13 protein-coding genes are annotated in these 13243 nt (G+C 57.3%); 5 read left to right on the forward strand and 8 right to left on the reverse strand.

Annotated elements, in window-relative coordinates; translation table 11 throughout:
* Window positions 1-46: 46 nt before the first annotated feature.
* Window positions 47-457, reverse strand: coding sequence for a hypothetical protein (locus tag WCS52_10335; GenBank protein ID MEI6167583.1), 411 nt, complete (start codon window positions 455-457; stop codon window positions 47-49).
* 122 nt (window positions 458-579) lie between these two features.
* On the opposite strand from WCS52_10335, the gene WCS52_10340 reads away from it, so the two are divergent.
* Window positions 580-1302: a hypothetical protein gene (locus tag WCS52_10340; GenBank protein MEI6167584.1), complete on the forward strand. Its 723-nt coding sequence runs from the start codon at window positions 580-582 to the stop codon at window positions 1300-1302.
* Window positions 1303-1333: 31 nt separating this feature from the next.
* On the forward strand, window positions 1334-1885 hold the full coding sequence (locus WCS52_10345; protein MEI6167585.1) for a DapH/DapD/GlmU-related protein: 552 nt from the start codon (window positions 1334-1336) through the stop codon (window positions 1883-1885).
* A 58-nt stretch (window positions 1886-1943) separates the two neighbouring features.
* On the opposite strand, the gene WCS52_10350 is transcribed toward WCS52_10345, so the two are convergent.
* From WCS52_10350 to WCS52_10365, 4 genes are all read right to left on the reverse strand, one after another.
* Entirely contained in the window at window positions 1944-3110 is a 1167-nt protein-coding gene (locus WCS52_10350) for a glycosyltransferase family 2 protein (GenBank protein ID MEI6167586.1), read from the reverse strand.
* Window position 3111: 1 nt separating this feature from the next.
* The gene (locus WCS52_10355; protein ID MEI6167587.1) at window positions 3112-3834 is read right to left on the reverse strand and encodes a sugar transferase; all 723 of its coding nucleotides are present in this window, start codon (window positions 3832-3834) and stop codon (window positions 3112-3114) included.
* 77 nt (window positions 3835-3911) lie between these two features.
* Window positions 3912-5438: a lipid II flippase MurJ gene (locus tag WCS52_10360; protein MEI6167588.1), complete on the reverse strand. Its 1527-nt coding sequence runs from the start codon at window positions 5436-5438 to the stop codon at window positions 3912-3914.
* A gap of 4 nt (window positions 5439-5442) precedes the next feature.
* On the reverse strand, window positions 5443-6603 hold the full coding sequence (locus tag WCS52_10365) for a glycosyltransferase (protein ID MEI6167589.1): 1161 nt from the start codon (window positions 6601-6603) through the stop codon (window positions 5443-5445).
* A 188-nt stretch (window positions 6604-6791) separates the two neighbouring features.
* Here WCS52_10365 and WCS52_10370 point away from each other — a divergent pair, with 188 nt between their 5' ends.
* Complete coding sequence (locus tag WCS52_10370) at window positions 6792-8660, forward strand: hypothetical protein (protein ID MEI6167590.1); 1869 nt, start codon at window positions 6792-6794, stop codon at window positions 8658-8660.
* 16 nt (window positions 8661-8676) lie between these two features.
* Here WCS52_10370 and WCS52_10375 read toward each other — a convergent pair whose 3' ends face one another.
* The gene (locus WCS52_10375) at window positions 8677-10179 is read right to left on the reverse strand and encodes a radical SAM protein (GenBank protein ID MEI6167591.1); all 1503 of its coding nucleotides are present in this window, start codon (window positions 10177-10179) and stop codon (window positions 8677-8679) included.
* Between the two features lie 70 nt (window positions 10180-10249).
* The gene (locus WCS52_10380) at window positions 10250-10756 is read right to left on the reverse strand and encodes a PhoU domain-containing protein (protein ID MEI6167592.1); all 507 of its coding nucleotides are present in this window, start codon (window positions 10754-10756) and stop codon (window positions 10250-10252) included.
* 175 nt (window positions 10757-10931) lie between these two features.
* On the opposite strand from WCS52_10380, the gene WCS52_10385 reads away from it, so the two are divergent.
* Both WCS52_10385 and sixA read left to right on the forward strand, forming a co-directional pair.
* Complete coding sequence (locus tag WCS52_10385; GenBank protein ID MEI6167593.1) at window positions 10932-11807, forward strand: CHAD domain-containing protein; 876 nt, start codon at window positions 10932-10934, stop codon at window positions 11805-11807.
* A 21-nt stretch (window positions 11808-11828) separates the two neighbouring features.
* Entirely contained in the window at window positions 11829-12326 is a 498-nt protein-coding gene (sixA, locus tag WCS52_10390) for a phosphohistidine phosphatase SixA (GenBank protein ID MEI6167594.1), read from the forward strand.
* Window positions 12327-12551: 225 nt separating this feature from the next.
* Here the strand turns inward: sixA and WCS52_10395 are convergent, their stop codons facing one another.
* Complete coding sequence (locus WCS52_10395) at window positions 12552-13238, reverse strand: response regulator (GenBank protein MEI6167595.1); 687 nt, start codon at window positions 13236-13238, stop codon at window positions 12552-12554.
* Window positions 13239-13243 lie beyond the last annotated feature (5 nt).

The raw sequence follows: 13243 nt of genomic DNA on the forward strand, positions 1-13243 counted from the left end.
CCGGCTGGACTTTTTATAACCTTCCGTTTATCAACGCCTTACATCGTTATTTCTTGGCGCCGTTCCTTGTTCCCGCTCCACCAGGAGCCGCTTCGGATGACTGCGCGGGAGGATCATTTTTGAGGATTTCGATGGCCCGGTCGAGGTACGCAATGACCTCAGGCGGCATGCTCGCAAGCTCACCCGCCCGTTTACGCAGAAGGCGGAGCTTTGACAGATAGGCTTTGAGGCCCCCCTCCTTCTTATTCTGCCTCCGTTGGAAGGGAACGATTTCGCCGTCACGCAGCTGCCCTTCCAGGGCTTTCTTCTGCAACCCCGCCAGCGCCGTCTTCGTCTCCGGTTTGAGATCGACTCTGGAAAGTTCCTTCTCGATCCAGATCAGGTCATCGGCATCGGACAACTCAGGGATGAACCCTTCCGGCTTGGGTTCGAGCCACTTCGGGTGGAATTCGACCATCCAGTCATGGACCTGGAGGTACTTGTAGAGGGAGGATCTGCCGAGTTGAAGCCGCTTTCACTCGGGCTTCACGACTGATCACGAAAAAATTAACCTAATTCTAACTTGAGAGGAATGGGCGTGTGATCTATCTTGTCCATGTCATCCCGTTCGAGGAGTCCTTTGAGGAATATTCGAAAGGGACACGCATCGCGGGAAGCAATGGGTGGTATGCAGACTACAGCGGTGAGGCGGGTATGGTGACGAATGGTACCGCGGTGATGGCCCAGTTGCTGGACTATGTGGGACTGCCAGCCAGGACCTATCCGATCACGGGGACGCATACACAAGTATTACATGTTCAGGATTCCCTGCATAACAATGTGCATAGCGAATCGATCACGAATGTGTTTGTCGATTTCCTGATGATGATGGTGCCTCTAATAGACGAGCCCTCGGTGGATACCAATGACCAAATCGCGTGTTATTTGACGACGAACAACCATCTGGTGGTGTGGCAGCGGGACGTCACGGCGATGACGAACGAGTGGGTTACGCTGTCGAATGCCCCGGCGATCAGCACCTCGGCGTGGGTACGACTGACCTTCGAGAGCGACTATCGGAATAACATGTATCAGGTGCGGGTGAATGAAGGCATTCCGATTTCCGATCCGCATGGCTGGAGCGGGTATGGCGGGTCGGCGACGGGGACTTGGTTCTACATGGCGCAAACGAATGGCGCGATGACCACCTTCAAGCTGACGGGTGAAGGCTCGGCCTATCTCGAAGACTTCACTGTCCGTGCGGAACTCCCTGGAAACTTTGGTAGACGACCGCCAACGGGCTCGATCTATTCTATCCGCTGATCAAGTCCCTGAAGGAGTGAAAAAAAGACGGATGAATCTACTCAGGAAATGGCTACGAAGGCTGGTGAATTGGCTGGACGAAGTGACGCTGAAAAAGCGCATTCGTGACGGTCTGGTGGTGGGGAGGAATTTCACGATGCGGGATGAGGTCATCCTGGATTACTCCCATCCCTGGCACATTGAGATCGGGGATGATGTGACGTTGGCGCCAAGGGTTCATATTCTGGCGCATGATGCCAGCATGAAAAAAGCGTTAAATGGAGTGAGGATCGGCAAGGTGACGATCGGGAACCGGGTGTTTATCGGGGCCGGCTCGATCATTTTGCCGGGCGTGATGATCGGGGATGACGTGATTATTGGCGCAGGCAGTGTAGTGTCACGGGATATCCCTGCCTCCCGGGTGGCCGCTGGGAACCCGGCCCGGATCCTCTGTACCCTGGACGCATTCCTGCGGCGGAAGCATGTGGAGATGCAGCGGGTTCCCTGTTTTGGTGAGGCGTATACCGGGCGGAAGAAGGTGACGCCTGCTATGAAGCGGGAGATGAACGCCCTAATGAAGGATCGGATCGGTTATGTGGTCTGACCCTCCCGCCGCATAGAGGAGGGTGATTCGGGGAGGAACATCGATCATGGCCCTAGGATCAGGTATCGATAAGAGGCTGGCGCTCGTGACGCTGGGGGAGCCAGATCACCATGTTTTTCCCCCTCAGGCAATTGCCGATGGCATCCAACGCAGCCAGGTTGACAGTGTAGAAATAATGGGGCAGACGCAGGAAGCCCGGGCCGATATCAATACGGTCCAGGATGGCGCCGATCATGGCGACCAGGATGAAAAAGACCTGCAGTATCAGCGTCGCCTGATAGAAGGGAGCGGGCAGAAGGAACAGGTTGGCCACAAAAGCGGTGATGGCGAAGAGGGGGACCAACCAGCGTAACAGGCGATGACTGATGACCTGAAGGGCGAATCCTCCGTTTTGAAAGGGATTGAGCACCTCGGGCATCATCCGGAGACTGTTCAGGCAGCGGGTCATCACCCGCACCTTGCGGCTGAATTCATTTTTTAGTTTTGGAATGACGGCTTCGCTGGAAATCGCGCAGGGCTCAAAGATATGCCGTTTGCGGTGCCGGCACATGATCAGCATAGGTTCCATGAAGTCGCTGATCAGGGCTGGATTAAGCGGGATGTACAAGGAACGCCGGACAGCATAGATCGGGCCTGTTGCGCCGGTGCAGGACGCCACGCGGCTCTCCCAGGTCTTGATGTGTGATTCCATGTCGCGGTAGGCCAGTTCGTGTTCCGCCGTGGCGGAATCCGAGGGCGAATAGTCTACGCGCCTGCCTTCGACGCACCCGACATCCTCACACGAAAAATGCCAAATCAACCACTGCAAGGCATCCTGTTTGTAAAGGGCATTGGCATCGGAGAACACCAGGATCTCGCCGTTGGCTCGGGCGACGGCAAGGTTCTGGGCGGCTGTTTTCCCCTGGCGATTCTCCAAGCGGATCAGGCGCACCCCCCGCGATTGGAAGCGGGCAGCGATTTCATCCGTCCGGTCCGTAGATCCATCCGAGACGACGATGACTTCCAGCTTTCCTCGTGGGTAGCCAAGGGAGAGCGCGTTCTGGAGTTTCTCCTCCAATACCCGTTCTTCGTTGAAGGCGGAAATGATCAGACTGACCGTGGGCCAGTTCGTTACGGAAGGAGGCAGCGGTGCTGCTTGGAATTGGGCCAGGAGCCACATGGCAAGCGGATAACCGAAATACACGTAAGCGATGATAGCCAAGCTTAACCAGAAAAGGAAGGTCATGTTAGTAAGTAATCTCCTTGCCACTGGCAATGACAAAAACGGTCATCGCGAGAATCCAGACATCCAGTATGTTGCTCCGGTTGCGGAGATAATAGAAATCGTAGACAAGCCGCGCGGCCATGTCGGGCATGCCGCGGTTATGGATCTGCTGATACCCGGTGATGCCTGGTTTGACCAGCAACCGGCGACGTTCATTTTCGTTGTAGCGTTCGGCCAGCTGCACGACTTCAGGGCGCGGGCCGACGAGACTCATTTCACCCCGAATGACATTCAACAGCTGCGGAAGTTCATCCAGCCCGAACCGGCGCAGTAACCGCCCGATGCGGGTGACCCGGGGATCATCCTTGATTTTGTAAACCGGTTCCGCGAGTTCCTCGATTGAGACCAGGTGTTTCAACCGATCTTCGGCATCCACCACCATGGACCGGAATTTAAACATGCGGAAAGGGTGGCCGTTCAGCCCGGCACGTTCCTGGGTGAAAAAGACTGGACCTTTGCTGCTCAGTTTCACCGCGAGTGCGATGAGTGCCCATAGGGGCAATGTGAGCGCGATTCCAAGAATAGCCAAAATCACATCGGTACACCGTTTGGCGAACTCATGAAGAACGTCCCGTTGTATCGCAATATCTTTGGTGGGCGAAAGAACTGCCGAGGACGCCAGTGCTTCCGGTTCAAAGTCCCATGCTGTTGTTGCCGCTCCCGCGAATGTTATTTTGCCACTCATCGTTCCCCTCGTTTTGAAAATGGTTGAATTCAATAAAATGAATGCAGGCATCCTCTCTCAAATCGATTAGAGAGGCGTTAGGGTTTGAGTATTTTTCGGTCTGACGTGTCACCGCCGTCAGGTTTTGTTAGCCGGGTTGCCTCCCGCTCATAGGCCTGCATCCTGAGGATGGCCGGCCACATGATGGCCGTGTAAACCGCCCAGGCGGTCGTTGCGCCAGCCGTCAAGCGGACGGGTACCCAGGTGAAGAATGAGGTCCATGGCACAGTGTAGAGGACGATAAGCGAGGCGGCGACGGCACCCGCAAAACGTCCCCAGGGAAACCAAACCTGTTCCCGTGCCCGGATACGCCACCAGAGGTAGGCCGCCACAATCCAGATCGACAGAGCGCTGGAAAGCGCAATGCCAGGCACCCCCCAGGGGAGTAGCAGAAGATTGAAGGTGGCGTGGGTTAGCACGGCCACAAGGCCCACACCGATCATGGCCTTCAGGTTGCGCGAGACCACGTAGAGCCCCGCGAGGCATTGCACACAAAAGATCGCCGGGATTCCAAGGGTGAAGACCTGTATGGAGACAATGACCAGTTGAGCCGAAGACGCGTCAAACTTGCCACGCAGGAGAAGGAACGCCACCATGTCGCGGGCCGCCCAGGCGATCACGATGGCCAGCAGGGTTCCCAGTGCCGCCAGAAACAACGAGCCCTGTTTGGCCAGTCGCCGGGGGTCTCCCACCAGCGCCTGGATTTTTGCAATCGCGGGTAGCCAGGGGGTCAGCAGGCTGGTTGAGAGGAGAATCGGCATCATGTGGGCGAGCCGGTCGGCATAGGAGAACAAGGCGATAGAGCCCGGCGCCATGTACGAAATCATGGCGCGATCCAGCGCGCCCTCGATCTGCATCTGGATGACCGAGCAAAGGACGACGATGGCGCCCAGCCAGAAAGGTTTTAAGAGATCCAGTTGAACCGGGGCCCAGCGGACCGGCAGGACGCGGAACCCGTACCGGGTGGCGGCAAAAAAAAGAAACCCCCATTGCACGAAAGCGGCGGCGGTCAGTCCTTTCGCATAGGCCTCGATGCCGCCCTGCCGCCCCAGTGTGAACAGAGCCACAATGGCCAGGATTCGCCAGAGCGTTTCGCTCAGCTCAGGAAGCAAAAACCGGTGCCGGGCGTGAAATACGCTCTGGGCGGAGCCGAACAGCATGAACATCAGCAGGGACGGTGTCAGCAGGCGCAACAGCCGCTGGGCGTGCTCACAGGTGGCGGGGTCAAAGCCGGGCGAGGTCAGTTTCACAATGAGCGGAGCGCCACACCAGACAACGGCAGTGACGGCCAGGGCGATCGCCGCCACGGTCATTTGAAAACTGGCCGCGAAGTCAGGTGGGCCGCGGCCTTCGTCCGATTCCACCAGGCAGGGAACGGCGGCGACCCGGATGACGCGTGACAAATCACGCGCCAGGAAAACCGCGACAGACATCGCTACGAACAAAGCATCCACTTCCCGGGTGACACCGAATACCGCGGCAAGCGCTATGCTGAGTAGCAATCCGAGCCCCGAGTTCAGGGCGCGGAGAAACGCCAGCCCCAAGCCAGTGGTTCCTAATGACACGGGGTCAGGCCATTCCCTTCGGCCCGGGTTTTGTAACGGAACTCAGTTCCTTGAATAAACGAAGGTAGGCATTGACTTCGTTGTTTAATGAAAAGTGGCTGGTGATCCAGTCTTTCCCGGAGCGACTGATGGAGGGCCAGCGCTCAGGGTGGGTGGCTAGTGAAAAGAGCTTATCGGCGAGATCTTGCGGGTCACCTTCCCGGACCAGCCATTCCCGATTAGCCGGGGGGATGCCCTCCGGGATCCCGGCGTGAAGACTTGCGATCACAGGCAATCCAGTTGCCTGAGCTTCCAGAATGGTGATAGGGATGCCCTCGGTGTCCCCATTGAGGGCGATGCGGCTGGGCAATACGAACGCATCATACTCTCTCAACAGGCGGGGCACGTCTTCGCAGGCCACAGAGCCTTTAAAGGTGACGGAATCCTCTACGCCCAGTGTCCGTGCCAGTTTCACCAGATGGTGTTTCAATGGGCCGGTTCCAAAAATATCCACCCGGATCGGATGTGTCAGACGGAGGCGCACCCGGGCGATAGCCCGGAGCAAATCATCGAAACCCTTTTTTTCGACGAGACGGCCGATGCTGACCAGGTGGAAGACGCTGGTTCGGGGTGTGGGGCGATCCGCCCAAGCAAACCGTGAGGGGTCTACGCCACAGTGAATGATCCGCAGGCGGTCAGCGGGACAACCGAGTTCGAGCAGTCTTTGTTTTCCGTGTTCCGAGACCGCCACGGCCTGGGCACCGGATTGCCATAATGCCTGGTAGGTTTCCCGGCGGAACTGCCGCATGAAGAGATCAAAGGCATGAAAGACCACCACCAGGGGAATTCCCAGATCCTGTGCCACGGGGGTGATGGCGGCACCGGTACCGCCAAAATGCGCCAGGATGACATCGGGCCGGATATCCTGAAGGGTTTTGCGGGTAAGTTTGGGGGGCAGGGGGAAATGGTAGAGGCCTAGGCAATGCTTCTTGATTACGAAAGCCGCCTTTTGATGTAGGGAAAGGGGTAACAGGCGAACCCGGACGAAGGGGCGTTCGGACGTATTAACCCGGCTAGTTGTCAGAACATGGTTTTCAGTTCCCGCGTATTCCAGTCCCAGGATCAGGTTATAGATGAATGTCTCGCTGGTCCGGTTGAATTTGGTTGAGATGTGAGCAATCCGCATAGTGTGTTTATGTAAAAGGATCGATTCCCTGCTTAAGTTGAAAGCAGGACTATAAGGGATCCGTATGGCGGGAATATTTTCAGTATGTTAGTTTTTGATTATGAGGTGCAACGCCCCGCGGGGTTATTCATATTCTCACGAAGGGCACACGCGGGTCTAACATTCCGGGGGTATCAAGGCTTCTTGATATGAATAGTGAGATCGCTAAAAAGTTTCTGGGCCACGCTGGCTTTCCGGTATTTCTGTTGGCTTTGGCCTTTATGATCAGCGCCCCCGCCTGGCGAGTGCCGCTTTTTGCAGATGATCTTGTGCATGCCGGCAAATTACTCAAGGATCATCCTGTCAAGGAATTGGCAGGCATTATTGATTCCCATCGGTTCGTGACGACCACAATGACCCTTTTCGATTGGTTCCGGCCGGGCTTGACGCGACGGGGGATGGAATTTGGTGTTTGGCCCTGGTGGATGGCCGAGCAGGCGCAGTTGTCTTTATGGCGCCCTCTGACAGCGGCGACACACTGGTTGGATTATCAACTCTGGCCGTCCCGCACCGTGCCGATTCATCTTCATAATGCGGTCTGGTTTGGTCTGTTCCTGATGGCGGCCTGGGCGCTCTACCGCCGTATGGATGCGCGCGCCTGGGTGGCCGGGCTGGCGGCGCTGATTTTGGCCCTCAATCCAGCAAATTGGCAATCCCTGGTGTGGGTGGCTGCCCGCAACTCGCTGGTGGCGGTCTTTTTTGTAGTGTTGACACTTGGGCTATACCATCGTTTTGTGCGGAGCACATCAGGCCGGTGGGCCGTGGCGTCCTGGCTGGCCTTTGCCCTGGGTTTGTTGGCGGGGGAGGGGGCCGTGGCGTCCGCTGCGTATCTGTTCAGTTACACCCTATTTATCGACGAACGCCCTTGGAAGACCCGGCTTTTGAGCATGGTCCCGTTTTGTGCCGTTCTCATCGCCTGGCGTATGGTGTATCAGGTTTTGGGATTCGGGACCGCCTGTTCCGGGTTGTATGTTGATCCCGGCAGTGAGCCCGTCCGGTTTGTTCTCAATCTGCTGAAATGGGGGCCACTGGTGTTGGTGGACGTATTTACCCGGCCGTTTATGGGAAAATACGCGTGTCTAGCGCCCCACCTCCAATCTTGGGTTTGGGGGGCGGGACTCATCGGGGTATTGGCAGTTTCGGCCGTTTGCACCCCTTTGCTGCGGGCCTCACGTGCGGCTCGCTTCTGGGCGTTAGGGTTACTTTTGACTATTGTGCCGGCCTGTGCAACCACCCTGCCGGATGACCGGGTGACGCTTTATGCGGCGATCGGAGTGGCCCCGCTGGTAGCGGCCTTCATCGCAGGGGTTGTGGAAAACGAGGCTTGGATGCTGAAAGGGCGCTCTCGCGGCCTCTTGCAGATGGGCGGTATTCTGTTTGTTGTCATTCATCTATTCCTGCCGTTACCAGGACAAGTCAAGCGGATGATGCGTCTGTTCCATCCGGTCCCGTCGGTTGGGCTGTTGGTGGAACCCGTATTGCGGACGCCGGTGTCTCAGGAACTGGTCATTGTTACTACGCCGGATGTGATGACGCTCTCCTATATGCCGTTTAACCTGACTCAGGATGGTGTCGCATGGCCTAAGGGAATACGCACGCTCTCCTCCAGTCCGGGGGACACGGTGGTGCGCCGGACAGGGTCCCGTACGTTGGTACTAGTCGCGTCACATGGGGCGCTGATTCCCGTCAGGCTGGAAGCAGACGATGTTCCCCCGGGAGCTCCCTCACGCCATCCGTTTTATAAGAGTTGTGTGATCGGCTCGGCGTTTCGGTCTGCGCAGCTTCGCTTTAAGCCGGGGGACAGGATCACGCTTCCGGCCATGACCGTCGAGGTGGATTGCGTGAACGGGCGGGGGCTGCCGGTGGAGGCGACCTTCACATTCGTCGAATCCCTGGATTCGGCCCGGTACCACTGGGTTTTCTGGGACAGTCTGGCGGGGCATTATGCGCCCTTTACGCCACCGCGTGTGGGAGAACAGGTGTGCCTGGTCGGGCCTCTGGTCGCCGGGCGCAGGTGATACCCGGCACATTCCATTATTTGCGTTGTCGCGGGAACAGGCGAATGACGCGGCGGATCCAGCCCGGAAGGCGGCGGATCAGGGTGGCGATGATCGGGCGGGGCATGAGGCGCATGAGGAAACGGATCGGCCGGGCGGCGAGCGCGTGTAAAAGTCGGCGGGGGAGGCGCGAATGGACGCGCTCTTCGCGCAGGGCTTGCAGGATGCGGATCAGCAACAAGGGATAATTGACCTGGTATAAGACCGTGGCGCTCGTGTAGTCCCGAAAGGACGAGGGATCGAATGGGCGGATATGCCCGTCCGTCAGTGCGCGGTCGTAGAGTGGGGTGCCGGGAAAGAATACGAGGGAGAAAACTTCCGTGAAGGCCTCGTGGGGTAGATCCACCAGAAAACGGTAAGTCGCCAGCACGTCCTCTTCCGTTTCATAAGGATTGTCGATGATGAAATCGCAGAGCGCGAGTCCACCGTGGCGGGCCAGCAGCGGGGCCGATTCCTCAATGACTTGCCGGGCCTTGTCCGCGCGGATGCCACGGGCATAGACTTCATCCAGGATGCGTTGGCTGCCTGATTGGACCCCGAATTGAGCGATTTTCAGGCCGCAATCCAGCAAAATGTCGAGTTTACCGCGGCGGTAGGTGTTGGCGCTCAGGCAGATCGCGAAGGGCCGGTTGATGGTTTTACGGTAACGCTCCGCAAATGCCTGTAACTCGGCAATGGGTCGGATAAGAAAATCATCATCCCCGAACAGGACGTGTTCCACCCAGGGCATTAGGGCGAGTGTCTGTTCCACCTCGTCCATGAAGCGGCCGACGGACTGGCGCCGGATTGGCACGCGGCCGCCATGCAGGGCGACATAGCGACTGTTATTGCAATAGGCGCAGTGATGTGGACAACCCCGGGAGGTCAGGAACGTGGCGGTGGGAACCATGAAGGGGTGAACGGGCAGGTAACGCCGCAATAATTCTGTGCTTACTGGTTCCAGTGTGCGGTCCAGAATGAATTCAGTTTCAAAACTGTAATCGTAAAACGGCAGGGCATCCAGATCAGTCATCGGCGGGAGCAGGCCGTTGATGTTTATCCCGCCGGGTGTCTGGAAACCCATGTTGCGTGTCCGTATCCAGGTCGGATTTCCCTGCGCCAGAAGGTTGACGAAATGCGGAACCGCGGCATCCCCTTCCGCATAGCAGACCCCGTCGGCATGTTTCAGGCAATCCTCGGGAGAGGCCACGCAGTGCGGGCCGCCCCAGATGATTTTGCGAGTTGGTTGCACGCCCCTCAGAAAGTGAGTGACCTGAATGGCACGGGCGGAGAAGGCGCTGTAAACGCTGATTAGAATGAGGTCGGTTCCTGACACCGCCCGACCCAGTAGCGTTAATTCGTGCTCGGTGCAGGCCAGGGGCGCTGATCGCGGCAATGAAATGGCAGTGACCGTGTGACCGTCCTTTCGCAGCAACGCCAGGATGAGCCTGAAGCCATCGCAGGGAAAGGGCGTATTTACACTGATTAGGGCGATTCGCATAAGTGGTCTGGCTGATAAAACAGAAAGCCCCGATGGTTCGGGGGTGGTGTTCCTGCAGAGTCCTGGGAATTCAGGCGGTCATGGTGGCGATCCGTGAGGCGTGATGGCCTATTTTTGCGATGCAGGCGACGACCGCCCACCCTGCCATGAGGGTTTCGACGGGAGAATCCGGCTGGCCGAGGGCGCTATAGAAGCGTGCGGATAACCGATGGTAAGTCTGGGCAAGTGCGGTGTAATCCTCCTGCGCGGCGTAAGCCTCATTCGTGTTTTTACGGAAACAGGCATTGACCGCTTTAGCGCAGGAAGAAGAGGCTAATTTAGCCATAAGCGCGACATCCCTTGAAACCGAAGGCAGACCGATCAAGGAAATGATTTCATATTGATGGGCGACGGTGTTGGCCAGGATGCCAATGCGATCCAGTTCCTGGTTGATCGTGGTTGCGTCGGATGGGGGAAGGTGATCAGTTTTTGAGAGGGAGGCCTCGGTCGCTTGCAAGGTTTGGGTTTGCTTGAAATCTGTCAAGGGGCAGGGTTCGAACGGTAACGGATGAATTTCAGCCTGATCGGGTTTTTTCATAATGTCATTTCCTATGGTGAACATAAACGGATAGTAATGGATGCTGAGTTGTAATAAGGGGATAGTCCTTCATTTCTGTAAGGAAAATATTAGCGTGACGCGAATATTTGGTTAGTTCAGACTGGTGGCTAAACACAGTGGAAGGGGGGGCTTCTGTGGTTATAGGAGAAACGCCATGCATACCTGTGTGAACATGAACCGCCCGGATTCAGTCGGGGGAACCGCCCGCCGAATCCTGAATGCGCAGTTACGGTTGATGCAGTCCAATGCCGAACGTGCCGCCCGGGATCATAGCATCAAGGCCATCCACGACCTGAGGCTCGCGGTCAGGCGGTTCCGCGCCGCGTTATGGGTCTTTGGCGAGCTGATGCCGGATATCCTGGCGAAGCGTCTCCGGCGGCGGCTGCTCGTCTTGAATCGCCGGTTAGGGCCGATCCGGGATGCCCAGGTGTGGCTGGACCTGGTGAGATGGACCATGCGGAAAAGGAAAGCGAGGCTTCCCCCGGGTTTTGATCTGTGCGTGAAGTCGGCGGAGGCGTCCTGTGCGGTCCAATTACAAGCGCTCGAGCGGATTTTGCAGAGCATTCCCTTCCGGGAAGCGCAAGAATGCAGCAGCCAGGTATCGAGCGATCAACCTCCTGGACCGTTTCTGGCCGCAAAGCTGTTGCGAGCGTACAAGCCACTTTGCCGGTTGAAAAACAAGCCTCTGGCTGACCTGACGGCTGAGAAAGAGCATGCCTTTCGCCGCCGCTGTCGGCGCGTCCGATACCTTGCTGAATTCACGGAACCGATACTGGGCCAGCCGGTTCAGAAACTTAGCCGCCGCCTGAAGCGGGTCGCCAATGCGCTGGGCGCCCGGCATGACGCCCACGTTCACGCCAGGCTCCTGGCGGAGATGACCGTGCCGCCGGATGTCCTTCTGCTCGGGGTGACCTGTGCGAAGCATGAAGCGCAGCAGGAATTTGTCGAAGCATGGGGGGAATTGACGCGGCCCCACTTTAAAAAGCGCGTTTTCAAAGCATTGCAGGCCGCAAAGCGGGCAGGGAAGTAAACAGGCGTTTCCGGGAGACTTATGAAACTCTATCTATTGCGGCATGGAAGTGCAGTGGACATCGGGGAAAAGGGAGTAAGTTCGGATGAGGAGCGGATGCTGACGCGGGAGGGGCGGGAGTGCACCACGACCGTTCTCCGCCGGTTGCGCAAGGTGTGCCGGCCGCAACGCATCTGGACGAGTCCGCTGGTGCGGGCAAGGGAAACCGCCGAGATCGCCTGCGAGATCCTGTCGCCGCCTGCACCGCTTTCGACGTTGAAGTCCCTGAGCGCGGGAACGGAGGTGGACAGGATCCTGCCGTGGCTCAAGACCTGTGAGGAAGAGTCATTGATGCTGGTGGGTCATATGCCGGATCTGGCGATTCTGGCGGCCTGTCTCACCATGCGGGTGAAGACGGAAGCCATCATCCTCAAAAAATCAGGGCTCTGTTGCATCGAGTTTGATGGCCGGATAGCCGAGGGGAAAGGCCAACTTGTTTGGCTGGTTACCCCGTCGCTGCTGTCGCGGCTGGAACCCTAGAGTCCTGCAAGAAAAAAAGACTTCACCACTGATTTAAGAAATTCAGGAAATCCGGAATTGAATCCCGCGCATGCGGGACCCGCGAAGAGCAAAACAATATGGCGGCATTTCTTGTTCGGGAGTACCCGATCCAAAAATGCCGCCATGGTGCTTCATTATCTAGATTGATTTCATTTCTTTAATCAGTGGTGAAGTCTTTCTTGAACGAACTCGGATGACAGGACACTAGGGCTTGAAACGATAGCCGACGCCCCGGACCGTCTCAATGTAATCCCCGCGTTTCCCGAGCTTTCTTCGTAGAGAGACCAGTTGGACATCCACGGCGCGATCGGTGACGATGTAATCTTCCCCCTTGATGCTGTCCACGATTTGCTCGCGGGTGAACACCCAGCCGGGCCGTCGGGCAAGAAAATGGAACAGCCGGAACTCCGACACGGTGAGTTCGAGTGTCGCCTTCCCGCAGATCACTTCATGGCGGCCGGGATTGATGGTGATGTCATGAATGGTGAGGATTTCATTGGCTCCAGGGGGGGCCTTATCCGGACGGCGCAGCACGGCATGAATGCGGGCCAGAACCACATTGATGCTGAACGGTTTGACAATGTAGTCATCTGCACCCATTGCCAGCCCGACCACGATGTCGGTTTCATCACCCCGTGCCGTGACCATGATGATGGGAATCTTGGCGGTCTCCGGTTTGGCTTTCAAAAGGCGGCAGATTTCAATTCCCCCGATGCCCGGCAACATCAGGTCGAGCAGGATCAGGCTGGGCTTCCAGCGGGAAATCTCACCCACGGCCTGATCGCCCCGGTTCGCCACGCTAACTTTATATCCCTCGCGGGTGAGGTTATAGGAGAGCAAGTCGGCAATATCCGGTTCATCCTCCACAATAAAGATGTGTTGTTTGATCACCCCTG

The sequence above is a fragment of the bacterium genome, from assembly GCA_037128595.1.
Taxonomy (GTDB): domain Bacteria; phylum Verrucomicrobiota; class Kiritimatiellia; order CAIKKV01; family CAITUY01; genus JAABPW01.